General features: G+C 57.3%; 24 protein-coding genes. 14 read left to right on the top strand and 10 right to left on the bottom strand.

Going from position 1 to position 22,030, the window contains the following annotated elements:
• The first annotated feature begins 37 nt into the window (after window positions 1-37).
• From pheS to AC2FIC_RS11985, 7 genes are all read left to right on the top strand, one after another.
• Window positions 38-1,111 carry a phenylalanine--tRNA ligase subunit alpha gene (pheS, locus tag AC2FIC_RS12015; protein ID WP_281995269.1) on the top strand — a complete coding sequence of 358 codons (1,074 nt, stop codon included), beginning with the start codon at window positions 38-40 and terminating at the stop codon, window positions 1,109-1,111.
• Entirely contained in the window at window positions 1,108-1,728 is a 621-nt protein-coding gene (locus AC2FIC_RS12010; protein ID WP_496691855.1) for a hypothetical protein, read from the top strand. The genes pheS and AC2FIC_RS12010 overlap by 4 nt, the downstream gene beginning before the upstream one ends.
• 117 nt (window positions 1,729-1,845) lie before the next feature.
• The gene (locus tag AC2FIC_RS12005) at window positions 1,846-2,637 is read left to right on the top strand and encodes a CE1 family esterase (RefSeq protein WP_496691854.1); all 792 of its coding nucleotides are present in this window, start codon (window positions 1,846-1,848) and stop codon (window positions 2,635-2,637) included.
• Window positions 2,638-2,703: 66 nt separating this feature from the next.
• The gene (locus tag AC2FIC_RS12000) at window positions 2,704-3,111 is read left to right on the top strand and encodes a cupin domain-containing protein (RefSeq protein ID WP_496691853.1); all 408 of its coding nucleotides are present in this window, start codon (window positions 2,704-2,706) and stop codon (window positions 3,109-3,111) included.
• Between the two features lie 85 nt (window positions 3,112-3,196).
• Entirely contained in the window at window positions 3,197-5,593 is a 2,397-nt protein-coding gene (gene pheT, locus AC2FIC_RS11995; RefSeq protein ID WP_496691852.1) for a phenylalanine--tRNA ligase subunit beta, read from the top strand.
• 263 nt (window positions 5,594-5,856) lie between these two features.
• Complete coding sequence (locus AC2FIC_RS11990) at window positions 5,857-6,816, top strand: hypothetical protein (RefSeq protein WP_496691851.1); 960 nt, start codon at window positions 5,857-5,859, stop codon at window positions 6,814-6,816.
• Window positions 6,817-6,879: 63 nt separating this feature from the next.
• Window positions 6,880-7,329: a YtoQ family protein gene (locus tag AC2FIC_RS11985; protein WP_496691850.1), complete on the top strand. Its 450-nt coding sequence runs from the start codon at window positions 6,880-6,882 to the stop codon at window positions 7,327-7,329.
• 36 nt (window positions 7,330-7,365) lie between these two features.
• Here AC2FIC_RS11985 and AC2FIC_RS11980 read toward each other — a convergent pair whose 3' ends face one another.
• Window positions 7,366-8,064 carry a glutathione S-transferase family protein gene (locus tag AC2FIC_RS11980; protein WP_496691849.1) on the bottom strand — a complete coding sequence of 233 codons (699 nt, stop codon included), beginning with the start codon at window positions 8,062-8,064 and terminating at the stop codon, window positions 7,366-7,368.
• Between the two features lie 134 nt (window positions 8,065-8,198).
• On the opposite strand from AC2FIC_RS11980, the gene mscL reads away from it, so the two are divergent.
• Both mscL and AC2FIC_RS11970 read left to right on the top strand, forming a co-directional pair.
• A complete protein-coding gene (mscL, locus tag AC2FIC_RS11975; RefSeq protein WP_496691848.1) occupies window positions 8,199-8,627 on the top strand; it encodes a large conductance mechanosensitive channel protein MscL in 429 nt (142 codons plus the stop codon).
• A gap of 98 nt (window positions 8,628-8,725) precedes the next feature.
• Window positions 8,726-9,535 (top strand): mechanosensitive ion channel family protein, encoded by an 810-nt coding sequence (locus AC2FIC_RS11970; RefSeq protein WP_496691894.1) that lies wholly within the window; start codon window positions 8,726-8,728, stop codon window positions 9,533-9,535.
• Window positions 9,536-9,728: 193 nt separating this feature from the next.
• Here the strand turns inward: AC2FIC_RS11970 and ald are convergent, their stop codons facing one another.
• Window positions 9,729-10,847, bottom strand: a complete 1,119-nt coding sequence (gene ald, locus AC2FIC_RS11965) for an alanine dehydrogenase (RefSeq protein WP_496691847.1) — start codon at window positions 10,845-10,847, stop codon at window positions 9,729-9,731.
• A gap of 136 nt (window positions 10,848-10,983) precedes the next feature.
• On the opposite strand from ald, the gene AC2FIC_RS11960 reads away from it, so the two are divergent.
• Entirely contained in the window at window positions 10,984-11,442 is a 459-nt protein-coding gene (locus AC2FIC_RS11960) for an Lrp/AsnC family transcriptional regulator (RefSeq protein ID WP_142635322.1), read from the top strand.
• Window position 11,443: 1 nt separating this feature from the next.
• Here AC2FIC_RS11960 and AC2FIC_RS11955 read toward each other — a convergent pair whose 3' ends face one another.
• Window positions 11,444-12,283 (bottom strand): CPBP family intramembrane glutamic endopeptidase, encoded by an 840-nt coding sequence (locus tag AC2FIC_RS11955; protein ID WP_496691846.1) that lies wholly within the window; start codon window positions 12,281-12,283, stop codon window positions 11,444-11,446.
• A gap of 276 nt (window positions 12,284-12,559) precedes the next feature.
• Here AC2FIC_RS11955 and ppk2 point away from each other — a divergent pair, with 276 nt between their 5' ends.
• Window positions 12,560-13,477, top strand: coding sequence for a polyphosphate kinase 2 (ppk2, locus tag AC2FIC_RS11950; protein ID WP_496689073.1), 918 nt, complete (start codon window positions 12,560-12,562; stop codon window positions 13,475-13,477).
• A gap of 58 nt (window positions 13,478-13,535) precedes the next feature.
• On the opposite strand, the gene AC2FIC_RS11945 is transcribed toward ppk2, so the two are convergent.
• Window positions 13,536-14,663, bottom strand: coding sequence for a CAP domain-containing protein (locus tag AC2FIC_RS11945; RefSeq protein WP_496691845.1), 1,128 nt, complete (start codon window positions 14,661-14,663; stop codon window positions 13,536-13,538).
• Between the two features lie 267 nt (window positions 14,664-14,930).
• Window positions 14,931-15,137: a 30S ribosomal protein S21 gene (gene rpsU / locus AC2FIC_RS11940; protein ID WP_005614280.1), complete on the bottom strand. Its 207-nt coding sequence runs from the start codon at window positions 15,135-15,137 to the stop codon at window positions 14,931-14,933.
• A gap of 111 nt (window positions 15,138-15,248) precedes the next feature.
• Here rpsU and AC2FIC_RS11935 point away from each other — a divergent pair, with 111 nt between their 5' ends.
• The gene (locus tag AC2FIC_RS11935) at window positions 15,249-15,941 is read left to right on the top strand and encodes a COQ9 family protein (RefSeq protein WP_496691844.1); all 693 of its coding nucleotides are present in this window, start codon (window positions 15,249-15,251) and stop codon (window positions 15,939-15,941) included.
• 62 nt (window positions 15,942-16,003) lie between these two features.
• Window positions 16,004-16,990, top strand: coding sequence for an NAD(P)H-quinone oxidoreductase (locus AC2FIC_RS11930; protein ID WP_496691843.1), 987 nt, complete (start codon window positions 16,004-16,006; stop codon window positions 16,988-16,990).
• 9 nt (window positions 16,991-16,999) lie between these two features.
• On the opposite strand, the gene AC2FIC_RS11925 is transcribed toward AC2FIC_RS11930, so the two are convergent.
• Window positions 17,000-17,857, bottom strand: coding sequence for a DUF2189 domain-containing protein (locus AC2FIC_RS11925; RefSeq protein WP_496691842.1), 858 nt, complete (start codon window positions 17,855-17,857; stop codon window positions 17,000-17,002).
• A gap of 195 nt (window positions 17,858-18,052) precedes the next feature.
• On the opposite strand from AC2FIC_RS11925, the gene AC2FIC_RS11920 reads away from it, so the two are divergent.
• Window positions 18,053-19,036: a quinone oxidoreductase family protein gene (locus AC2FIC_RS11920; RefSeq protein WP_496691841.1), complete on the top strand. Its 984-nt coding sequence runs from the start codon at window positions 18,053-18,055 to the stop codon at window positions 19,034-19,036.
• 44 nt (window positions 19,037-19,080) lie between these two features.
• Here AC2FIC_RS11920 and AC2FIC_RS11915 read toward each other — a convergent pair whose 3' ends face one another.
• The 4 genes from AC2FIC_RS11915 to AC2FIC_RS11900 form a co-directional block, all read right to left on the bottom strand.
• On the bottom strand, window positions 19,081-19,614 hold the full coding sequence (locus AC2FIC_RS11915) for an outer membrane protein (protein WP_271948532.1): 534 nt from the start codon (window positions 19,612-19,614) through the stop codon (window positions 19,081-19,083).
• A 261-nt stretch (window positions 19,615-19,875) separates the two neighbouring features.
• Window positions 19,876-20,352 carry a YHS domain-containing (seleno)protein gene (locus AC2FIC_RS11910; RefSeq protein ID WP_142635340.1) on the bottom strand — a complete coding sequence of 159 codons (477 nt, stop codon included), beginning with the start codon at window positions 20,350-20,352 and terminating at the stop codon, window positions 19,876-19,878.
• A gap of 216 nt (window positions 20,353-20,568) precedes the next feature.
• The gene (locus AC2FIC_RS11905; protein ID WP_496691840.1) at window positions 20,569-21,405 is read right to left on the bottom strand and encodes a fatty acid desaturase; all 837 of its coding nucleotides are present in this window, start codon (window positions 21,403-21,405) and stop codon (window positions 20,569-20,571) included.
• A gap of 65 nt (window positions 21,406-21,470) precedes the next feature.
• Entirely contained in the window at window positions 21,471-22,013 is a 543-nt protein-coding gene (locus AC2FIC_RS11900; RefSeq protein ID WP_496691839.1) for a GbsR/MarR family transcriptional regulator, read from the bottom strand.
• Between the last annotated feature and the right edge of the window lie 17 nt (window positions 22,014-22,030).

The raw sequence follows: 22,030 nt of genomic DNA, 5'->3' as shown, positions 1-22,030 counted from the left end.
GCCGATAGCAGGTTGGCGACCAAATTCAGAGGGCGTCATGGACGATCTTAAGGCAAAATATCTGGGGCAAATCGCCGAGGCGGGCGATGAGAACGCGCTTGAGGCGATCCGCGTCGCCGCCGTGGGCAAAAAGGGCGAGGTCGCGCTGAAGATGCGCGAGTTGGGCAAGATGACCCCCGAGGAACGTCAGGTCGCAGGCCCCGCGCTGAACGCCCTGAAGGATGAGATCAACTCGGCGCTGGCCGCCAAGAAAGCCGGTCTTGCCGATGCCGCGCTGGACGAACGTCTACGGACCGAATGGCTGGACGTTACCCTGCCGACCCGCGCGCGCCGCCAAGGCTCGATCCACCCGGTCAGTCAGGCGACCGAGGAGCTGACCGCGATCTTTGCCGAACTGGGTTTCTCGGTGGCTGAAGGGCCGCGGATTGAGACTGATTGGCACAATTTCGACGCGCTGAACATCCCCGGCCACCACCCCGCGCGGGCCGAGATGGACACGTTTTATATGCACCGTGCCGAGGGCGACGAGCGTCCGCCGCACGTGCTGCGCACCCATACGTCGCCGGTCCAGATCCGCTCGATGGAGCTGCAGGGCGCGCCGATCCGCATCATTTGTCCGGGCGGCGTTTATCGCGCTGATTATGATCAGACCCACACGCCGATGTTCCATCAGGTCGAAGGTCTTGCCATCGACAAGGACATCTCGATGGCGAACCTGAAATGGGTTCTGGAAGAGTTCGTGAAGGCCTTCTTCGAGGTTGATGACGTCGAACTTCGTTTCCGCGCCTCGCACTTCCCCTTTACCGAACCGTCGGCAGAGGTCGATATCCGCTGTTCGTGGGATAACGGTCAGCTGAAGATCGGTGAGGGCGACGACTGGATGGAGATCCTTGGCTCCGGCATGGTTCACCCCAAGGTGATCGCCGCCGGTGGGATTGATCCGGACGTCTATCAGGGCTTTGCCTTTGGCATCGGCATCGACCGTCTGGCGATGCTGAAATACGGCATTCCTGATCTGCGGGCGTTCTTTGATAGCGATCTTCGGTGGCTGCGGCATTACGGGTTTGCAGCGCTGGATATGCCGAACCTGCATGGTGGTTTGAGCCGGTGAGCGAAGTAGAAGTGATCACGGCATGCGAAAACGTGTGCCGTGATTATTCTTGGATTGCTCCCCTTGCATCGATTCTCGCGGATCTTGGTACATTCATTGTTGGCTTCGGGGTGATTGCTGCCTTCTATCAATTGAAAGTTTGGAAAAAAGAGGCAAAATTGCGCTCGAGGGCAGAGGCGGCCGCAGCTTGTCTATCGGCAGTGCTGGGTGTTGATCGGGCTCTACAATTCATTAGGGATCCTTATCGACTTCCAAATGAAGTCAGTAGGGAACGAACAGATTTCCTTTCACATCGTAAGCAAAGAATTTTTCAAAGTGAGAAGTACTTTGACTCACTTAATAACGCTGAAATTCAACAAAAGGTCTTCATAGGGATCGAAGAAGTTTCAAGGGGAATCGACGAGTTGTTCCGCATTCGCAATGAAGTACTTTGGGCGATCGAAACACTGGAGCTTTTGAATGACGATAGCACTCCAGAAAACAACCAATTGAGAATGGATTGCCAACGTCGTATGGACAGATACGGCGAGGATGATACTTTGTGGTTAAGGCAGGCCCGAGCGACAAAAAAGATCGAAGAAGCTCTGCTACCAATAGCCCGGTATGACGTGCAATAAACTGCGGCGCAGTATGTGCTTTGGTACGCTAAACTAATCTGGCGATAGCGCTGCTTTCGCTGAATTCCCACGGGGTTGTGACGTGACTTCGTGCGCGGGCCGGGTAGGCTCCGAGTTATGTTTCGGATTCTGACCTGCCTGTTTTTCCTTCTCCCGCTCCAAGCTGTAGCAAATGGCTGCCACGGCGACACAGCCTGCCCGCTGGGCGACCGTTCCTATCATGTGCTTGAACCCGACGGCTGGGATGGCGAAAGCCCTCTGCCGGTATTGCTGCATTTCCACGGCTGGGCGCGGCAGGGGGATGTGGTGGTCAACCACGAAAGGATTGCAGGGGCCACCAAACTGCGCGGCGTGCTGCTGGTGGCCCCGAACGGGCGCGGCAAAAGCTGGGATTTCTGGACGTCCGACACTGATGACGTCCCCTTTGCCGATCGGGTGCTAGAGGATGTGGCGACGCGCTATCCGATCGACCCGGATCGCATCTATGTCTCGGGCTATTCCTATGGCGGTGCGATGGCGTGGCGCTTTGTCTGTCAATCCGGCGATGATATTGCGGCCCTGCTGGCGGTGGCTGGTAGCATTCGCCAGACCGAGGATTGCTCGCAAGCCCCGCGCCAGGTGCGCCATGTGCATGGGTTGGACGACACGGTGATGGATTTTCCCTTGGGTCCGGGCGGGGACACGACCTATCCGGTGGCGTTGTGGAAGGCGAAGTTCGATTGCAACGGTGCAACTCCGCGTGGCGATTGGAGCGTGAAGCCTTTCCTGACCCTCAGCCGTGTGGAATGGACCGATTGCGCGCAGGGCCGCGTCACGCTGGACACGCATCCGGGCGGGCATTTCATCCCGCATGGCTGGATCGGCTGGCAGTTGGATGAGCTGGCCGGACGAGCGCCGGTCTATCCCTGACCCGTTTGACAGCCCCCTACATCCGGGGTCATCTGCGCAGGCCATCTGACCAAGGAGCCTTGCCCGATGAAACCCCTGCTGGTGACCGCCGCGATCCTGACCGCAACCTCTGCCCTGGCGCGCGACGCCTATCCGCCTGTTGATGTGTTGGTGCAAACGGACAAGTCCGTGATCGGAGAGCCACTGGAATACCCGGACGGGACGCCGCAGATCACCATGGCCATCATCACCATGCAGCCGGGTCAGGTGACCGGTAGTCACCGGCATAATGCTCCGCTGATGGCCTATGTGCTGGAAGGGGAAATCACTGTCGATTACGGCGCGGCGGGGGTAAAGACCTACAAAACCGGTGATGCCTTTGTCGAAGCGTTCCGATCCCCGCATGTGGGGGCGAATACAGGCGAAAACATCGCGCGGATTTTGGCGGTGTTTGCCGGATCGGATAGCGTCGCCAACACAGTTGCCGAACAGTAGGTGATCATGTGGCACACGGCCTCTTTCCCCTTGTCTGAATATCCGTTACACGCGGGCTGACCCAAGATTATGCGGAATACGACCGATGAAATTCACCCTTTCCTGGCTCAAGGATCACCTGGACACTGACGCGTCGGTCGATGAGATCGCCGAAACGCTGACCGATCTGGGGCTCGAAGTCGAAGAGATCGTCAATCCGGCGGACCGACTGGCGGGCTTTACGCTGGGAAAAGTGACCCATGCCGAACAGCACCCTGATGCCGACAAGCTGCGGGTCTGTACGGTTGCGACGGATGAGGGTGATCTGCAGATCATCTGCGGCGCGCCCAATGCGCGCGAAGGTATCACTGTCGTGGTCTGCAAACCGGGCATGTATATTCCGGGCCTGGACATCACCATCAGCGTCGGCAAGATCCGCGGTGTCGAGAGCTTTGGCATGATGGCCTCGGAGCGCGAGCTGGAGCTGTCGGAAGAGCATGACGGCATCATCGAGCTGCCCTCGGGTGAGGTCGGCGATCAGTTCGTTGACTGGCTGGCCGAGAATGATCCCGCAAAGGTCGATCCGATGATCGAGATTGCGATCACCCCGAACCGTCCCGATGCGCTGGGCGTCGCCGGGATCGCGCGCGATCTGGCGGCACGCGGGGTCGGCACGCTGAAAGAGCGCGACTATGTGCCGGTGCCGGGCGATTTCGTCAGCCCGATCAAGGTGACGATTGATGATGACACGCTGGACGGAGCACCTCATTTCACCGGGCGTCTGATCAAGGGTGTCAAGAACGGCCCCAGCCCGCAGTGGCTGCAGGATCAGTTGAAGGCGATCGGCCTGCGTCCGATCTCGGCCTTGGTGGATATCACCAACTATATGACCTTCGACCAGAACCGTCCGCTGCATGTCTTTGATGCGGACAAGGTTCAGGGCAACCTGCGCGTACATAGGGCCAAGGGCGGCGAAAAGCTGGTGGCGTTGGACGAAAAGGAATACACGCTGCAACCGGGCATGATGGTGATTTCGGACGACAACGGCCCGGAATCCATTGCAGGGATCATGGGCGGCGAAGAAACCGGCTGTACCGAGGGTACCGTGAACGTCTTCCTCGAAAGCGCGTTCTGGGATCATGTGCAAATTGCACTGACAGGCCGGGCATTGAAAATCAACTCGGATGCGCGGTACCGATTCGAGCGCGGCGTCGACCCGGAATACACGCTGGAAGGATTGGAACATGCAACGCAGATGATCCTGGATATCTGCGGTGGCGAGGTCTCTAAAGTGGTTGAGGCAGGCAAAGCACCAAACCACGCGCGATCCTACAAGTTGGACTCGGCCCGGGTGCAATCGCTGGTCGGGATGGTCATTCCCGAAAGCGAGCAGCGCCAGACCCTGACCCGTCTGGGTTTCCGCCTTGAAGGCGAGATGGCCCATGTCCCCAGCTGGCGCCCCGATGTCATGGGCGAGGCTGATCTGGTGGAAGAGGTCGCACGAATTGCCTCCCTGACCAAGCTTCAGGGCAAGCCGCTGCCGAGGGTCACTGATGGCATTCCGAAACCGGTTATGACAGCCACTCAGCGCCGCCAGTCGATGGCGCGCCGCACCTGTGCCGCATTGGGTTATAACGAATGCGTCAGCTATACCTTCATTGATCAGACATCCGCAGCGCTGTTTGGCGGTGGCGATGAAGCGACGCAGTTGGAAAACCCGATTTCGTCCGAGATGAGCCATATGCGCCCCGATCTGCTGCCGGGGCTGTTGCAAGCGGCGGCCCGCAATCAGGCGCGCGGCTATGCGGATGTGGCGCTGTTTGAAGTTGGCCCAGTTTTTCACGACGGCGAGCCAGGCGATCAGAAAATCCAGATTACCGGCCTGCTGGTCGGTCGCGACGGCCCCAAGGATGTGCATAGCGCCACACGCCCGGCGGATGTGTTCGACGCCAAGGCAGATGCCGAGGCCGTTTTGGCCGCCATCGGCGCACCCGCCAAGGTTCAGATCCTACGCGAGGGCGACGCCTGGTGGCATCCGGGTCGGCACGGCAAAATTTGTCTGGGTCCGAAAAAGGTACTGGGCGTTTTCGGCGAGTTGCATCCGCGTGTGTTGCAGGCGATGGACATCAAGGGCCCGGCGGTGGCTTTCACTATCTGGCCGGATGAGGTGCCTCTGCCGCGTAAATCCGGGGCGACCCGCGCGGCGCTGGAACTGCGCGATCTGCAGGCGGTCGAGCGTGACTTTGCCTTTGTCGTCGATGAAGGCGTCGAGGCACTGACGCTGGTGAATGCCGCTGCCGGGGCCGACAAGGCGCTGATCGAAGATGTGCGCGTCTTTGATGAATTCATTGGCGGCAGCCTGGGTGAGGGCAAGAAATCTCTGGCCATCACCGTTCGGCTGCAGCCGACAGATGCGACGCTGAAGGAAAAAGATATCGAAGCGGTGGCTGAAAAGATCATCGCCAAGGTGTCCAAGGCAACAGGCGGCGTTTTGCGCGGCTAACGCCATAGTAATCCAAATGCAAAGCGCGCCCTTCGGCGCGCTTTTCTCGTTTCTCAGACGCCAGTGTTGCCGTGCTGCAACGTCCCTGCGTCCTGAAAATCCAGGGGTTGAGTGGAATCACCCCCTGGCCGTAAGCCCAGCCCCCTGATGCAATCACAATCCGGAGTCGGCCCAATGCCAGATCCCAGCCTCGCAAAAGCAATGCCCAAACCCTGATTGCCCGCCAACTGACCGGCGGGCCTGTTTCCCGTTGGAGAGTTGTCATGAAACGCCAAGACATCTCGATTATCCGGCAGATTCTGCCGGAAGAGATGCCATTCTACTATTATACCGACCGGCAAAGCCCCTGGTTGCTGTGCCAGTCGATGGAGGCCGAAATGTCGGTTTCGGATCTAAAGCAATCGGGGCTGTCCTGTTTGCTGGCGCGTCCTTTGCTGAAACCCATGATCGCGCGGTGCGGCGGGGTTTTGCGGCGGCACGATGTGCTGGCCGTGGCCCATGCGGATCGCGCCGTGCGTCTGAAGGGGCTAAGCCCTGCGGCGTTCCATGGTTTAGAAGCGGTCTATCAGTCCGAATGGCTGGATTTCTGCCTGAGCTTTGAGCGCTGGTCTGGTGAACAAACCACGCGCAAGGCGCATAATCTTGTGGTGCAGTTGGGCTTCCCGACCGAGCATGCCGAGCTGTTGTGGAAATTCGAACAGCGCGCGGCGGTGGGTGCGTTCCAAAGCTGTTGGCACCCGGTACGCACGCATGGCCGTCCGACTCTGGCCTGGTGCCGCTTGGATATAGATTTAACAAGTGGCTATTGTCTGATCGAAGAAATTCAGTCCGACTGGTTGCGCTTTGTCGGCCATGCCCGGCGTCGACTGCAATGCCGGGCGCCCCGGTCGCGTGAGTTGCGTTTGACGCGTGAATACGAGCAGGCGCTGCAGCAGAAATACGCGAAAATATGGGCCGAGGTCATGATGTTGGCAGTGTTGGTGCTGCTGCGCGACGAATTCGCCATTCGCGAAGTCTGGATGCACCAGCCAGAACCGGGCGCGCAGCTGAAAGGGATCACCTGGGGGCGGTTGCCGCCTCGGTCGATCTATACCCGTTTGCCCCGCAGTTTCGGGTTCGAGCCAACATCCGAGATGCCGGGGTTTCTGGGAAGCAAGCAGCGCAGCGCGGCCCGTAGGGCAGTTCCCAACGGGCAGCCGGTGTTTTGGCGGTTAGCTTTCTGAGCCCCCCCTTGGGTCAGGTCCATTTTGTCTTTAGGGTCGCCAATAAAATCAAAGGAGAAATCAATGGGCCTGAACGTCTACCTGTCCGGAGAGATACACACCGACTGGCGCGAGCAGATCATTGACGGGGCGAAAGGGTTGGACATTTCGTTCAACAGCCCTGTCACGGTTCACGAAGCCAGCGACGATTGCGGCGTTGTAATTTTGGGGTCCGAGCCAAACAAGTATTGGCATGACCACAAGGGTGCGATGGTCAATGCGATCCGAACCCGAAAGGGCATTTCAGACGCGGATGTCGTGGTCGTCCGCTTTGGCGATCAATACAAGCAATGGAACGCAGCCTTTGACGCGGGATATGCGGCGGCTTTGGGCAAGTCGATCATCGTAGTGCACGGGCCAGATCATCAGCACGCGTTGAAAGAGGTTGATGCAGCCGCCCTGGCTGTTGCTGAACATCCCTCGCAGGTGGTGGATGTGCTGCGGTATGTTCTGACGGGTAAGCTTCCAAGCTAAATGGATGGGGTGAGGTATTGCCTCACCCCACGCGTGTTAACCCGGGGAAGGAATCTGCAGCCCGCGCTGAACGGCGGGACGCGCAAGAAACCGATCAAGATAAGGTTGGAGATTTGCGTACTCATCCCAGCCAACAATGTCTCGGGCACCATAAAAATCCAACCCGCGCAGCCAGGGGACGATTGCAATGTCGGCGATCGAGTAATCCCCGGAGATCCATTCCTGGCCATCAAGTTGATTGTTCACGACATTCAAAAGCCGCTTTGCCTCGTTGAGATAACGCTCACGGGGGCGCGGATCTTCGATCTCTTTCCCGGCGAATTTGTGGAAAAAGCCAAGTTGCCCAAGCATGGGACCAATTCCACCCATCTGGAACATGAGCCATTGGGTAATGCGATGTCTGTCGCTTTGTGTCTGGCCCATGAATTTCCCTGACTTCTCGGCCAGATACAACAGGATCGCACCGCTTTCGAACAGGCCCAGGGGATGTCCATCAGGACCGTTCGGGTCAATGATTGCAGGGATTTTGTTGTTTGGGTTCAGCGACAGGAACTCGGAGCTTTTGACATCCGCATCCGCAAGCGTGACCAGATGCGCCTCGTAGGGCAGGCCGGTTTCCTCAAGCATGATCGAGGCTTTGACGCCATTAGGCGTCGGATAAGAATAGAGCTGAATGACCGAAGGGTCTTTGGCGGGCCATTTGTCTGTAATGGAATAAGACGCAAAATGTGTCATGGGGTCTCCTGAATAAGCCGATTGGGGAAAAATAGTCACGATTTCCCATAAAAACATACATTTTATAGTGCAATTAGCGCACAGTTGCCGTGCGTTTAGGCGCATAAAAATGACAACAGGGAAAGAGGGAAGTTATGTTCCAGGAGTTCAAGACATTCATTGCCAAAGGCAATGTTATGGATATGGCGGTGGGTATCATCATTGGAGCCGCATTTACCGCAATTGTTACGTCGCTTGTTGGCGATCTGATCAATCCATTGATTGGTCTGTTCACGGGTGGGGTTGATTTCACCAACAACTACTCCGTTCTGGCCGGTGATGTCGCCGAAGGGGCGAGCTTGGAAGCGGCGCGGGAAACCGGTGCTTCTGTTTTTGCATATGGTGCGTTCATCATGGCGTTCATCAACTTTCTGATCATCGCCTGGGTGGTTTTCATGCTGGTCAAAATGGTGAACCGAGTCAAAGAGGCGGCAGAAGAGGAAGCACCGGCGGAAGAAGAAGCGCCAGCCGGGCCAAGCGAGCTGGACATCCTGATGGAAATCCGCGACGCACTGAAAAAGTGACTCCTGCAGTTACGGCAGAAGAGGAGCCCACCAGATAGGTGGGATTCAATTAACGATCTGAAAGCAGAAGGAAACCCGAATTGGAGCAGACGATGGAAATGGCAAATCAAGCCATGGATATGGCAAACGGCTATGTGCCAATCTTGATGAGTGCGGGCAAGGCTCTGATTGTTCTGATATTGGGCTGGATTGCGGCAGGTATGGTCGCTGGGGTTGTTCGCCGCCGTATCAACAAAACGCCCCATATTGATCCGACGCTGGGCAATTTTGCCGCCAGCATGATCAAATGGGTCATTCTGGCCATGGTAATTGTGGCTGTTCTGGGCATCTTCGGGATCGAAGCAACCAGTATCGTTGCCATTTTGGGCGCTGCTTCGCTGGCCATAGGCCTGGCGCTGCAGGGTACACTTAGTGATCTGGCGGCAGGCGTGATGTTGGTTGTCTTCCGGCCGTATAAGCTTGGTCAATATGTCGACATCGGCGGAACAGCCGGAACTGTCAAAGATCTGAATCTGTTCACGACCGAACTCGTGACCCCCGACAATGTGCAGATCATTGTACCCAATGGCCAGGCTTGGGGGTCAGTTATCACCAACTACTCGGCACACGAGACGCGTCGTGTAGATTTGGTGTTTGGTATCGACTATGGCGATAGCGCGGATGAGGCGATGAAAATCATTCTGGACCTCGCAATGGCTGACGGGCGCATCCACGGCGATCCCGAGCCCTGGGTGCGGGTCACAAATCTGGGGGACAGCTCGGTCGATCTGACGGCGCGCTTGTGGTGTGCCGCTGTCGATTATTGGGATGTCAAATTTGAAATGACCAAAGCAGTCAAAGAAGCGTTTGATGCAAAAGGCGTTTCGATTCCATACCCGCATTCGGTCGAGATCCAGAAACAGGGATGATGCTCCCGCCCGTCGCTCGGGCATTGAAATACCCTCCTCCGGTTGGGTCCGGCGCCGCGCTAATCGCGCGGCGTCGTTGTTTTTGGTGCCCCGTTCAACGCTGTGAACAGGTCACGCCGCTTCGAAGAGGCGGCGCTATGCCCAACGCTGCAAACGCCCTCGGAGAGGGCGCTTCAGGGGTTGGAGGCGTCCGTCAGGATTTGATGACGACGTTGGGGGATACCACGTCAATCCCAAGCGCTTTGCCAACCGCATAATAGGTGAGTTGGCCGGCGTGAACGTTCAAGCCAGCCAGCAGGTGCGGATCATCCTGACAGGCCTGTTTCCATCCTTTATCCGCCAGTGCCAGCATGAACGGCATTGTGGCGTTGCCCAGTGCTATTGTTGACGTTCTTGCAACCGCGCCGGGCATGTTGGCCACGCAGTAATGCATGACGCCGTCAACTTCATAGATAGGGTCCGCATGGGTTGTGGCCTTTGAGGTTTCAAAACAGCCGCCCTGGTCGATGGCAACATCCACCAGAACCGCGCCGGGTTTCATGGTGGACAGCTGCGTGCGCGTCACCAGTTTCGGCGCTGCCGCACCCGGGATCAGCACAGCGCCAATCACCATGTCGGCGGTCTGGATCAGCTCCGCGGTCGCACCTGCAGTTGAATACTGGTTCTTGAACTGACCGCCGAACACGTCGTCCAGATAACGCAGCCGGGGCAGGGACCGGTCCAGTACCGTCACATCCGCGCCCATTCCTGCGGCGATCTTGGCGGCATGGGTGCCGACGACGCCCCCACCGATAACCACAACTTTTGCTGGACCAACGCCGGGGACGCCACCCATCAGCACTCCGCGGCCGCCATTGGCCTTTTGCAGCGTCCAAGATCCGACCTGTGGTGCCAGACGGCCCGCAACCTCGGACATGGGTGCAAGCAGGGGCAGACCTCCATTTGCATCGGTCACTGTCTCATAGGCGATAGCCGTACAGCCCGATTCCAGCAGGTCATTGGTCTGATCCGGATCCGGGGCCAGATGCAGGTAGGTGAACAAAAGCTGCCCTTCACGCAGCATCTTGCGTTCGCCCGCCTGGGGTTCTTTGACTTTGACAATCATATCTGCGGTGGCAAAAACTTCTTCTGCACTGTCCACGATGCGGGCACCTGCGGCGACGTAATCATCGTTATCAAACCCGGCGCCAATGCCAGCTCCGTTTTCGATTATCACGTCATGGCCACGAGACACCGCCTCTTGTGCGGCGTTGGGCGTCATGCCGACACGGAATTCCTGCGGCTTGATTTCTTTGGGGCAACCGATTTTCATTAGGTCTCTCCGTTCCTAAACTGCCTAAATAATGGGCGGTTTCGGGTGCAATTTCTGTGAAACTCTGCCCGCATTCCGGCTTTTCTTCGGGAAAATCTTCGCTACAATGGGTAAAACCCGCAAAGGAATTGCGTGGATGAGCCTTGATACGACAGATAGAAAGATTCTGGCCGCCTTGCAGCGGAATGGTCGTATGTCGAATGCCGAATTGTCCGAGCAGGTGAATTTGTCGCCTTCGGCCTGCCACAGGCGGGTACAGAGGCTTGAGGCCGATGGCTATATCCGCAACTACGTTGCCTTGTTGGACGCGCGCAAGATGAATGTGCCAACAACGGTGTTTGTCGAGATCACCTTGCAGGGCCAGGCCGAGGAAGTACTGGAGGCTTTTGAGAAAGCCGTTGCGCGGATCCCGGATGTTTTGGAATGCCACCTGATGGCAGGAACTGCGGACTACATCCTGAAGGTCGTTGCCGAAAACACCGAGGATTTCGCCCGCATCCACCGCCAATATCTGTCTCGACTTCCAGGCGTGGCGCAGATGCAAAGTTCATTCGCGCTTCGGACTGTGTTCAAGACGACGGCGTTGCCGGTTTAACCTAGGCTGGGCCGGGATAGGTGAAAATCACCAGATGCGCCGCGTTAAAGGCGAAATGCATCAGAACCGGAACCCAAAGACGTCCTGTCGCGTAATATCCCAGGCCACATGCCGCGCCAAGAAGGGCTGCAAAGAAAACCAATGCAGGTCCACCTGCAAAATGTGCAAGCCCGAAAAGCAGGCTGGCCGCAGCAATCCCCGCAGCAGCCCCCAGGCGTTTGGAAAGTGCTGATTGCAGATAGCCACGGAAAAAGACCTCTTCCGTGAGGCAGGTCAGAAACAGGTTGGAAAGTGCAAAGATCATCCACCAATGGGGAAGGGTGAACTCTGGCCGGATGGCACCAACTGAGAGGCCCAGTAGAAACAGGGCCGGCAATGCGACCAGCCCGACCGCCAGCGGCGATTTGCGTATATACGCTACCCCATCATTCATGCGTGGCCACGCCAGAAGGACGGCGAACAGGATCAGAGGCTTGTCCAGGTTCAGGTACATTGTGAAATCGGTGCTGCCCGGACCGGAATGAACCCGGTCCAGTACCAGAAGGTTATGAAAGCCCGGAACCAGATGTGCGCCCATGGCCAAGCACCACAGGATCAAGGCGATATGTCCAACAAAGGAAAACGCACCGTTCAAACCGCGTAGCATCAACGCCCCGGCAAGACCTGCTGACGAAATAGCTGCGGCAAAGGGCGTGACCAGACCCAAGGTCAGGGCAATCAGGCCAAAACAGGTCAGCAGAACGATCCCCAAAGACCATTTCCCCGAAACAGCGCATATCTGCGCGGCGATCAGGATAAACCAGGGCCAAACAACCGGCAGAACAGATATGAAATGCGCCACGGCCCCTCTCTGAAATGACCTGTGCTTTGATGCCCTCAGAACACTCGGGCTGGCAAGTCGTGTTAACAGGTTTCATACAAACTGAAGTAGGAGTGGCTCTGGCGATTGAATGATCCAGCCGAGCGGAAATGCCAAGTTTCCGAATTCCTAGGGCAGTGATCTTGCTGACCCCGGCAGATAAGCTTAGAAAAAGGCTTTCATCTACCTCTGTGATGACATCAGGCGGTTACACGCGCCTGATAGGGTCCTGACCCGACAATTGATAAGGAGCAGACCTTGACCGACGAGTTTAACCATGCACCAAAAGACTGGCTCGAAGCCGAGTTGGAAGACGCGCTGGACGAAGATTTTGAGATCGAATTCAGCGAGCCCATGCTGTCGGTGGAAGTGCGGAAGATCTACAAGGATCAGCATCCCGACATGCTGGATCGCAAGGTCTATTTCCGTAACTTGCTGCGACTTCAGGCTGAACTGATCAAGGTGCAGGACTGGGTGCAACATACCGGTGCCAAGGTCTGTATCTTGTTTGAAGGCCGGGACAGTGCTGGCAAGGGTGGGGTGATTAAGCGGATTACGCAGCGTCTGAATCCGCGTGTTGCCCGGGTGGTAGCTCTGCCGGCGCCCAGTCGTCGTGAGCAGAGCCAGTGGTATTTCCAGCGTTACGTTCCGCATCTGCCCGCCGCCGGTGAGATCGTTCTGTTCGATCGGTCCTGGTATAACCGTGCCGGGGTCGAAAGGGTGATGGGGTTTGCCAGCAAAGATCAGGTTGATCAGTTCTTTCAGGACGTTCCCGAATTCGAACGGATGTTGGTTCGATCCGGGATCATCTTGCTGAAATACTGGTTCTCGATCACGGATGAGGAACAGCAGCTGCGATTCCTTATGCGGATTCACGATCCTATGAAACAGTGGAAACTGTCCCCCATGGATCTGGAATCCCGTATCCGCTGGGAGGCCTATACCAAAGCCAAAGAGGACATGCTGTTCCGTACCAACATCCGAGAGGCGCCCTGGTACATCGTCGAAGGCAACGACAAAAAGCGTGAGCGCCTGAACTGTATTGAGCATCTTCTGACCAAGATCCCCTATACGGATGTACCGCAGGAAAAAGTCGACCTCCCGGATCGCAAATATAATCCGGAATACGAACGGCGTGTTTTGCCGGACGAGCTGTACGTGCCCAAGATTTACTGATCACGATAAACGCCCCCGGATTCCGGGGGCGTGGCTTTAGTTTTCGCTTGTCCGGCCTTCAGAACACAAAGTCGTCTCTTGCCAGGTCTGATAACAAGGTATCTTCTAGTGTCAGGGTGTGGCCGTTACCGGCATCGATGATGACGTCATTTCCGGATTGCGAAATGTGGTTCTTCATCAGATCGTTATACCCAACGATAGACTTGGCCTGCCGGAGGTTGACGATATCCTCGTCAGTGAAATCCGTTACAGTATCCGCGCCCTTGGTGAAGTAGAATTGATCCACTCCGGTGCCACCGGTCATGACATCTGCGCCATTGCCGCCAATCAGTTTGTCGTTGCCCGCGCCGCCGACAAGAATGTCGTTGCCTCCTCCGCCTTTAAGCACATCTTTTCCGCCGCCACCGTCCAGCTGGTCAATGCCATAGCCGCCTTTCAGAAGGTCTTTGCCATCCCCCCCATTCAGGTCGTCATTATCAGCTCCGCCAACCAGAGTGTCATTTCCGCCTTCGCCGTTCAGGGTGTCGTCGCCGGAGCGGCCAAGCAGCTTATCTCGGCCGCCGCCACCAACCAGGGTATCATCACCGCCGCGCCCATCCAAAAGGCCAGACTGTCCGGATTTCAAAACGAACCAGTCATCCGCAGCAGTGCCGATCTTGCCAGCCCTGACGTCCAACTGCCCCGAGGGCGGTGGAGGTGTGGAACCACCGGAACCACCCGAACTGCTGGTATCAAGCTGCAAAGGCGCAGAAGTCCGTGCAAAGTTCTGGGTCACCATGATGGCGTTCCAGCCGTCATAGTTTCCGACCTCAATCCCAATTCCGATAACGGTCACGTTGGCGTCCAGAATATTCGCGCGATGGCCGGAACTGTTCATCAGGCTGTTGTGCAGATCCTGAACGTCATCCGACAGCCCCGGCGCACCGCGGACACTCTGCCATGCGATGTTTTCAGTTGCACGCCAGCTTCCGGAGAATTCGAAGCCTGCATCTTCCATTCTGTCCGATGGTCGCGAACCTCCGGCGCCGGTATGGCTGAACTTATCGACGTTCAGCATCCACTCGCTGTGATCTTCCGCCGCTGCGTTCAGCCGAAGCTCAAGCTTGACCGGTTGTAAGCCCGCCTTCGCCCGCTCTGCATTGATCAATGCGAGCATCTGCCGTTCTAGATCGCTGGCCGTTGACATGATTCTGCCTCCAATAGATTGCGTTATTTTGGCGGGACATTAGTGGCGAGATCTTGGCGACGAGAAGACACAATCGTGCCGCTCGCGGTTGGTGGGCAGATCGCCACCGGAAGTTGAATCTGAGTTCGCGATTTATCGCGCATTGACGCTGGGTTGCGTCAGCCAGTCGCGAAAAAGCGCGCAACGTCACCCTGAAAACGACAAACCCCCGGGCGATGCCTCGGGGGTCGTCAAATAGTGTCATCCAAAACTGGACGAGGAAGGTGCTTAGAGCAAACCTTCGCGCTGTGCTTTCTTACGTGCCAGTTTACGGGCACGGCGGATCGCTTCAGCTTTCTCGCGCGCTTTTTTCTCGGACGGTTTCTCGAAATGTTGCTTAAGCTTCATCTCGCGGAACACGCCTTCGCGCTGCAGCTTTTTCTTCAGGGCACGAAGCGCCTGATCGACGTTATTGTCGCGAACACTAACCTGCATGTGGTTGTCACCACCTTTCTAGATAGAGTTGCAAGGAAATTGCAGGAATTGGCCGTATAGCAAAGCGCCTCTATCTTGTCTAGTACTGGTCCTGATAACCGGAGAACCGCCATGACCACCACCTATGAAGACGCCAAGCAGCAGCTTTTGGATGCGATGCTGACACATGTTCCCTTCGATGGCTGGTCGGAAACCAGCTTTCGCGCGGCGATTGAAGAATGTGGAATGGATGACGTTCTGGTGCGGGCGATTTGTCCGCGTGGTGCCGTTGACCTGGCGTTGGCATTTCATGCGCGCGGGGACGCGGTGATGGCAGGTCGCCTTAAAACTGAGGATTTGGGCGATATCAAATTCCGTGACCGGATCGCTGCTGCCGTCCGGTTCCGGCTGCAGGCCGTGCCGGATAAGGAACTCGTGCGCCGGGGTATGACCATGTTTTCGCTGCCAAGCCACGCGGCTGATGGCGCAAGGGCAGTATGGCAAACCTGTGATCTGATCTGGGACACGCTGGGGGATACCTCGGAAGATGTGAACTGGTACACCAAGCGGGCGACATTGTCGGGGGTCTATTCCTCGACCCTGTTGTTCTGGTTGGGGGACGATTCGCCCGGGAATCAGAAAACGTGGGAGTTTCTGGACCGTCGTATCGACAATGTCATGCAGTTCGAAAAGCTTAAGGGGCAGGTGAGGGACAATCCTCTGTTCAGACCGTTTCTTGCTGTTCCGAATTGGCTGGCCGGGCAGGTGAAGGCTCCGACTAAAACCCACGGCACGCTTCCCGGATTCCTGACACCGCGCAAGTAGTCCTCTTGCTACTGGGCCTTGACGTTTCAGCCTGCTAGGCATTGGCCAAAGGAGATCTACCCATGACTCAGATGATGCGCGCCGTTGAAATCACCGAACCCGGCGGTCCGGATGTTCTGCAACTGACAGAACGCCCGATGCCCCAAGCTTTGGCCGGTCAAGTGGTCCTCAAAGTCGCCTATGCGGGGGTGAACCGCCCGGATGCTCTGCAGCGCGCCGGTGCCTATAATCCACCTCCGGGTGCCAGTGATCTGCCGGGTCTTGAGGCCGCGGGTGAGGTCGTGGCCGTCGGGACGGGGGTCGAAGACCTATCCGTTGGCGATCAGGTCTGTGCTTTGCTGCCGGGCGGCGGCTATGCCGAATATGTGGCCACACCTGCGGCACATTGTTTGCCGGTGCCAGCGGGGATGGGCCTGAAAGAAGCCGCCTGCCTGCCCGAGACCTTCTTTACCGTCTGGTCCAACGTCTTTATGCGCGGCAGCCTGAAGGCCGGTGAGCGGTTTCTGGTGCATGGTGGTTCCAGTGGTATCGGCACAACGGCGATTCAGCTGGCGAACGCCTTTGGAGCGCGGGTTTTTGCTACTGCAGGCTCGGCTGAAAAATGTGAGGCCTGTGAAAAGCTGGGTGCCGAACAGGCGATCAACTACCGTGACGCGGATTTCGTAGCCGCGATGCGGGCCGAGGGCGGGGCGAATCTGATACTGGACATGGTGGGCGGCGACTATATCCCACGCAACGTCAAGGCGCTGGCCGAGGATGGGCGGCTGGTGCAGATAGCCTTCCTTCAGGGGCCCGTGGTCGAGCTGAATTTTGCGCTTATGATGGTCAAACGGCTGACCTTGACTGGCAGTACCCTGCGCCCGCAAAGCGATCTGGCCAAGGCAAAAATCGCTTCGGATCTGCACGAAGCAGTCTGGCCATTGCTCGAGGCGGGAAAAGTTGCCCCTGTCATGGATAGTGAGTTTGATCTGGCTGATGCGGCGGCGGCCCATGCCCGCATGGAAAGCTCTGGCCATATTGGCAAGATTGTTCTGAAAGTTGCGGGATAAAGCTGTGTTTCAGGCCACAGCGCGCCGATAGAGATGCCAGGTGGCGTGGCCCAGTACCGGCATCACGACGATCAGGCCCAGCAACATCGGGATCGCTCCGATGACCAGCAGCGCGGCAACGATGAATCCCCAGCCCAGGATGACGCCCGGATTGTGACGCAACACCCGTACGGATGTCACCACGGCGACCGGAACGCCCACTTTGCGGTCCAGCAGCAGCGGAAAGCTGACGACGCTGATTGCCAGGGCGACGAGGGCAAACAGAAACCCAACAGCGTTCCCGAACAAGATCATGGTCCATCCAGCGGCGGTGGTGAACACTTGGGTTAGAAGGGCACCCAGCGACGCGGGCAGGTCAGGGCCGAGTGTCTGAACATAGATGCTCTGCGCGACCATCAGCCAGACCAGAAACAGCATGACCATGTAAAACGCCAAAGCCAGAATTGCACCCAGGGAAGGGGACCGGAACACGCCAAACGCATCCAGCCATCCAGCCTCGCCACCTTGTTCTCGTTTGCGGCTGATTTCGTACAGGCCAAGGGCGGCTACCGGACCCACAAGCGCAAAACCACCAACCAGCGGTGCCAGCAGTGGAACCATGTTTGTGTTCAGCCCAATTCCGAACATCAGAAAACCTGCGATCGGATAGATGAGCACCACGAATATCGCATCGGCCCTTGTATCCAGAAAATCGCTGTATCCTGCCCTCAGGCAGGCCCAAAGATCATCCATCGTCAGCGTACGAACCACTGGCAGGTGTCGTGTATCCGCGCTGCCGATATGGCTGATATTTTCAGCTAGGTGATCCCCGGTTGCACCTATGTTCCGTGCCGCCCAGGTGATCGGATTGCCAATCGTTTTGTCCATTGCCGTCCCCTCCTGCATTGCGATGTTGCGCAGCGGGGTCAATCCGGCGACTTGTTGCTTTTGGCCGGACCAGCCAGCAACGCCTTAGGCATAGTATAGCACAAATTTTCGCGTTTGGGTTGCGCCTCGCGTAATCGTGTCGATTGCCCTGCGTCACAGGCATGTTAGCTTGTCCTGAGGCTAGAGGAGGACAACATGCAGAAAACGGCACGAACCGTCGTCATCCATGAACACGGCGGCCCCGAGGTTCTGAAGATCGAAGATCGCCCACTTGGTGAACCCGGCCCCGGTGAGGTTCGTATTCGTCATCATGCCTGCGGGCTGAATTTCATTGATGTATATCAGCGCACTGGGCTGTATCCGCTGGATCTGCCTCAGGCTTTGGGCATGGAGGCCGCTGGCGTGATCGAAGCCGTCGGGGAAGGTGTAACGCATCTGGAACCCGGGCAGCGCGCGGCCTATGCTGCCTCTCCGCCCGGAGCCTATTGCGAGGCACGGGTCATGCCCGCCGCACAGGTGTGCCCGCTTCCGGATGGAATTTCTTTTGATGCGGCGGCCGCGATGATGCTCAAGGGGATGACAGTCGAATATCTGTTTCATCGCACCACACCGCTGAAACGCGGGGATACCGTGCTGTTTCATGCAGCTGCCGGGGGTGTTGGCTTGATTGCCTGCCAATGGGCCAAATCCGAGGGGATCACGTTGATCGGTACTGCCGGAACCGATGAAAAATGCAGTTTGGCGCAGTTCAATGGTGCCGCGCATTGCATCAATTACCGGACCGAGAACTTTGCCGAGCGCGTCGCGCAGATCACCAAGGGCAAAGGCGTAGACGCGGTGATGGATTCCATCGGGTCGGACACGTTTGACGGATCGCTCGACAGCCTGAAACCGCTTGGCATGATGATCTCGTTCGGCAATGCCTCTGGCCCGGTGCCTCTGATCGACATTGGCATTCTGGCCAAGAAAGGATCGCTCAAGATAACGCGGCCAACGCTCTTCACACATATTTCGGACCACGCGGTCTGTCAGGCCATGGCGCGGCGCCTGTTCAACAAGGTCGAAGGCGGCGAGGTCAAAATCCACATTGATCAGAGGTTCCCGCTGGATCAGCTGGCCGAGGCCCATCGCGCACTTGAGGCGCGCCAAACCACAGGCAGCACTGTTCTTGAGCTGTAAATGAAAGGAACCCGGCGTTTGTGCCGGGTTCCGTCACTGTTTTCTTAGAACCGGTAGGTGGCGCGGGCCTGGATTGTGGTCGCGTCCACATCAATTCCGGTCGAATCGAAATCGTTGAATTCGTGATACAGGATTTCGCCTCCAACGCTGACATTGGGGGCGACAATTTGTTCATACCCAGCGCCGATGAACCAACCATCGTCACTGCCAAGATTGTCCGTACTCGCCTCGGCATAGCCCCCGATACCATATAGCAGCCCCACCGGAGTCACTTTGTATCCGGCGCGTGCTTTCAGGCGCCAAACGTCTTCGACCTCGACGCCGGGGGTCAGTTCAATGCTGGTCCAGTCATAGTCAAAACCGCCACCGACAACCCAATCCCCCAGATCATAATCATATCCCAACACGATACCGCCAATCGCGCCATCACCGTCGACGCCCGAAACATTGGTGTCGATATCGGCATAGCCGACCTGAAGGCCGCCGTAAAAGCCCGTCCAGTTGCCCGAGGATTGCGCCGAGGCGCCTCCGGCCGCAATAGAGGCGATAAAGGCCGCAATAAAAAATCTACCTGTCATTCTGTTAACCTTTCTTTCGAATTGGTCTTCAGCAAACCTGTGCTGCTCATTTGTACGTGGTATTGCCAGGGCCCGGTCTGACGACCGGATCGCTGTTTTTTGACTGTTTCCGTACCTGATCTCTGTGCCGCCGCTTCGGGGCACTGGCCCACGTTTTTTGGGCTCGTTCCTGCTTGAACAACTAGGGTGAAAAATGGCGGTTTCAAATGGTAATCGGCGGCAGGGTGAACTGCCGCCGATCCGGTGTTTTTCTTGGGCGGATTATTGCGCCTGCAATTCCGAAGGGCTCTTGTCGGCGATATCTTTCCAGTTGGTGTCGGCGCGCTCGTTAAAGCCGGGGATGTCGCCTTCCCAACGTTCCTGAATATCTGCGGACAGATTCAGGTACAGCTTGTTGTCGACGATTCTCCAGTAGTTCGGGTCGCCGTCAAACTTGAAGCCCATCGCGGTGCCGAATGCGCAATAGCCACCATATGCAGGCAGGTAGGCATCGGGGTTTTCTTCAAACGCGACTTTGTTTTCTTCCGAGGCAAAGCGGTACAAGGCTTCGTTGTGCAGCGCAGTGATGCGGTAATCGCCCTTGGTGGCTTCGCCAGCGGTGAAGTAAGCGACCGGGTCATAGCCCTGCAGCGCCAGACCGGTCGAACTTGCGTTCAGTTCGACGCCTGCAGCCAGGGTTGAGCTTGCGATGGCAACAGACAGCGCGACGCCGCCGATAAGGGATTTGATCTTGTTCATTGTTTTCACCTTTCGTGAATCGGACTGCCGGGGGATTCCGTAATTGAGTCTGGGCAACCCTGATTGTTTTGTTCCGTGCGGTCGGTAATTGGCCGCCACGACCCCGAAGTGGGCAGCGTATTGATCACGTTCAAAACAACTAAAGGTGATTGTGTGCTGGCAAACGGATCCTGTGCGTTTCCGCTCAGGATCCTTGGGTGCGCGTACCAGCAAGGATTAGGGTTCAACCCGGAACCGGCGGGGTTCCAGCCAGCCGATGACCGGCTTGCGACTTGCGGCATATCCCGCAACCGAACGTTCCAGCCGATCCGCAAGAACGGGCAACCGGCTGACAGGAACCTTCGGGAACAGATGATGTTCGCCGTGGTAGAACATCAGATAGGCCAGCCGCGCCAGCACCCCGCGCTGACTGCGCGCGGCAACGCCACTGTTATGCGTGCCCTGATGGGTTATCCAGACCGCAAACAGGGCGGCAAGGCATTGGGCTGTGCTCATCGCAGCCACGTGCAGCAGCAAGGTTTGCGATCCGCTCAGCACAGCAGCGGCGATCACGGCAAGCACCAGCCCCCAGTCGATCAGGATGCGGCGACGGGCCTTGACGTTGGCGACCCGCCAGGCCGCACGGTTGATGTCGAAGGGAAACCGGGGTCCGTATACCAAGACCTGCGCCAGGGTCATGTGCCCGCAATTCCCCTCGCAATCGCCCGGACCCATGGCGTGTTTGTGATGCAGCAGGTGGCATTGGCAGAAAGCGTGATTAGAACCCAACATAAGCGCGCTGAGCACATGCATCACCAAGGAATCCTGCCGCCGCGACAGCCCGAGATTGCCATGGATCGCTTCGTGGTTCAGGCGCAGGGCGCACAGAAAGAACAGAAAGCTGGCCATAGCACCAAGTGGCCAGAGGGCAGTGCTGTAGAGCGTCAGAGACAGCAGCAGCCAGGGCAGCGGCAGCATCAGTTCCTTGATCTTGTCCCAGCGGTTCAGGGGAACCAGGTCGGCCCATTGGATGCCTTTCGGGGCGCGTTCGGGCGGGCGTTTGGGCTGGATCATGTCATGCTCCTTCTTACATCATATTCTGAGATTTCTGTATCGAGAGAAATTTGGAGGCAAAATTTTTAGGGCGACTTGTCTCCTTGTCCCTTTGGCAGCAGCCGGGCGATGCGTCCGCCAAGTTTGACGATTGCCAGTTGAACGCGGCGAGGTAGACGGTTCACATCGACATACCAGTCGTCGAACATTTGCATGGTCTCTAGCGTCTCATCAATCCGCTGGCGCACTTTGGGCGAGGTGCCGTCATTCTGAGCCTCTTGGGCAACGATACGCAGCGCGGCCAGAGTGGGCGCATATTCACGTTCGCGGCGGCCTTCAACCACAGCTTTGGTCAGGTCAAACATGTCCCGGATCGAATGAAAGTGATCGCGCCGGTCACCCAGGTTTCGGCTGGCTTTGATCAGCTTCCAGCCTTGCAGTTCCTTCAGCCCGGTCGAGACGTTCGAGCGGGCCAGCCCGAGCGTTTCACAGATCTCATCTGCAGTCATCGGTTCGGGCGAGATGTGCAATAGCGCGTGGATTTGCGCGACCGAGCGGCTCACACCCCACTTGGTACCCATTTCCCCCCAATGGAGGATAAAGCCGCGCATGGATTCAGTAAGGTGCATGATTGTATCCAGTAATT

Source organism: Ruegeria sp. CDSC079 (assembly GCF_059610505.1).
This window is presented reverse-complemented; position numbering and strand designations above follow the sequence as displayed.

Excerpts from the sequence above, each read along its gene's own strand:
- pheS (WP_281995269.1), top strand. The coding sequence starts at position 38 with ATGGACGATCTTAAGGCAAAATATCTGGGGCAAATCGCCGAGGCGGGC.
- AC2FIC_RS12005 (WP_496691854.1), top strand. The coding sequence starts at position 1,846 with ATGTTTCGGATTCTGACCTGCCTGTTTTTCCTTCTCCCGCTCCAAGCT.
- AC2FIC_RS12000 (WP_496691853.1), top strand. The coding sequence starts at position 2,704 with ATGAAACCCCTGCTGGTGACCGCCGCGATCCTGACCGCAACCTCTGCC.
- pheT (WP_496691852.1), top strand. The coding sequence starts at position 3,197 with ATGAAATTCACCCTTTCCTGGCTCAAGGATCACCTGGACACTGACGCG.
- AC2FIC_RS11990 (WP_496691851.1), top strand. The coding sequence starts at position 5,857 with ATGAAACGCCAAGACATCTCGATTATCCGGCAGATTCTGCCGGAAGAG.
- AC2FIC_RS11985 (WP_496691850.1), top strand. The coding sequence starts at position 6,880 with ATGGGCCTGAACGTCTACCTGTCCGGAGAGATACACACCGACTGGCGC.
- AC2FIC_RS11980 (WP_496691849.1), bottom strand. The coding sequence starts at position 8,064 with ATGACACATTTTGCGTCTTATTCCATTACAGACAAATGGCCCGCCAAA.
- mscL (WP_496691848.1), top strand. The coding sequence starts at position 8,199 with ATGTTCCAGGAGTTCAAGACATTCATTGCCAAAGGCAATGTTATGGAT.
- AC2FIC_RS11970 (WP_496691894.1), top strand. The coding sequence starts at position 8,726 with ATGGCAAATCAAGCCATGGATATGGCAAACGGCTATGTGCCAATCTTG.
- ald (WP_496691847.1), bottom strand. The coding sequence starts at position 10,847 with ATGAAAATCGGTTGCCCCAAAGAAATCAAGCCGCAGGAATTCCGTGTC.
- AC2FIC_RS11960 (WP_142635322.1), top strand. The coding sequence starts at position 10,984 with ATGAGCCTTGATACGACAGATAGAAAGATTCTGGCCGCCTTGCAGCGG.
- AC2FIC_RS11945 (WP_496691845.1), bottom strand. The coding sequence starts at position 14,663 with ATGTCAACGGCCAGCGATCTAGAACGGCAGATGCTCGCATTGATCAAT.
- rpsU (WP_005614280.1), bottom strand. The coding sequence starts at position 15,137 with ATGCAGGTTAGTGTTCGCGACAATAACGTCGATCAGGCGCTTCGTGCC.
- AC2FIC_RS11935 (WP_496691844.1), top strand. The coding sequence starts at position 15,249 with ATGACCACCACCTATGAAGACGCCAAGCAGCAGCTTTTGGATGCGATG.
- AC2FIC_RS11930 (WP_496691843.1), top strand. The coding sequence starts at position 16,004 with ATGACTCAGATGATGCGCGCCGTTGAAATCACCGAACCCGGCGGTCCG.
- AC2FIC_RS11925 (WP_496691842.1), bottom strand. The coding sequence starts at position 17,857 with ATGGACAAAACGATTGGCAATCCGATCACCTGGGCGGCACGGAACATA.
- AC2FIC_RS11920 (WP_496691841.1), top strand. The coding sequence starts at position 18,053 with ATGCAGAAAACGGCACGAACCGTCGTCATCCATGAACACGGCGGCCCC.
- AC2FIC_RS11915 (WP_271948532.1), bottom strand. The coding sequence starts at position 19,614 with ATGACAGGTAGATTTTTTATTGCGGCCTTTATCGCCTCTATTGCGGCC.
- AC2FIC_RS11910 (WP_142635340.1), bottom strand. The coding sequence starts at position 20,352 with ATGAACAAGATCAAATCCCTTATCGGCGGCGTCGCGCTGTCTGTTGCC.
- AC2FIC_RS11905 (WP_496691840.1), bottom strand. The coding sequence starts at position 21,405 with ATGATCCAGCCCAAACGCCCGCCCGAACGCGCCCCGAAAGGCATCCAA.
- AC2FIC_RS11900 (WP_496691839.1), bottom strand. The coding sequence starts at position 22,013 with ATGCACCTTACTGAATCCATGCGCGGCTTTATCCTCCATTGGGGGGAA.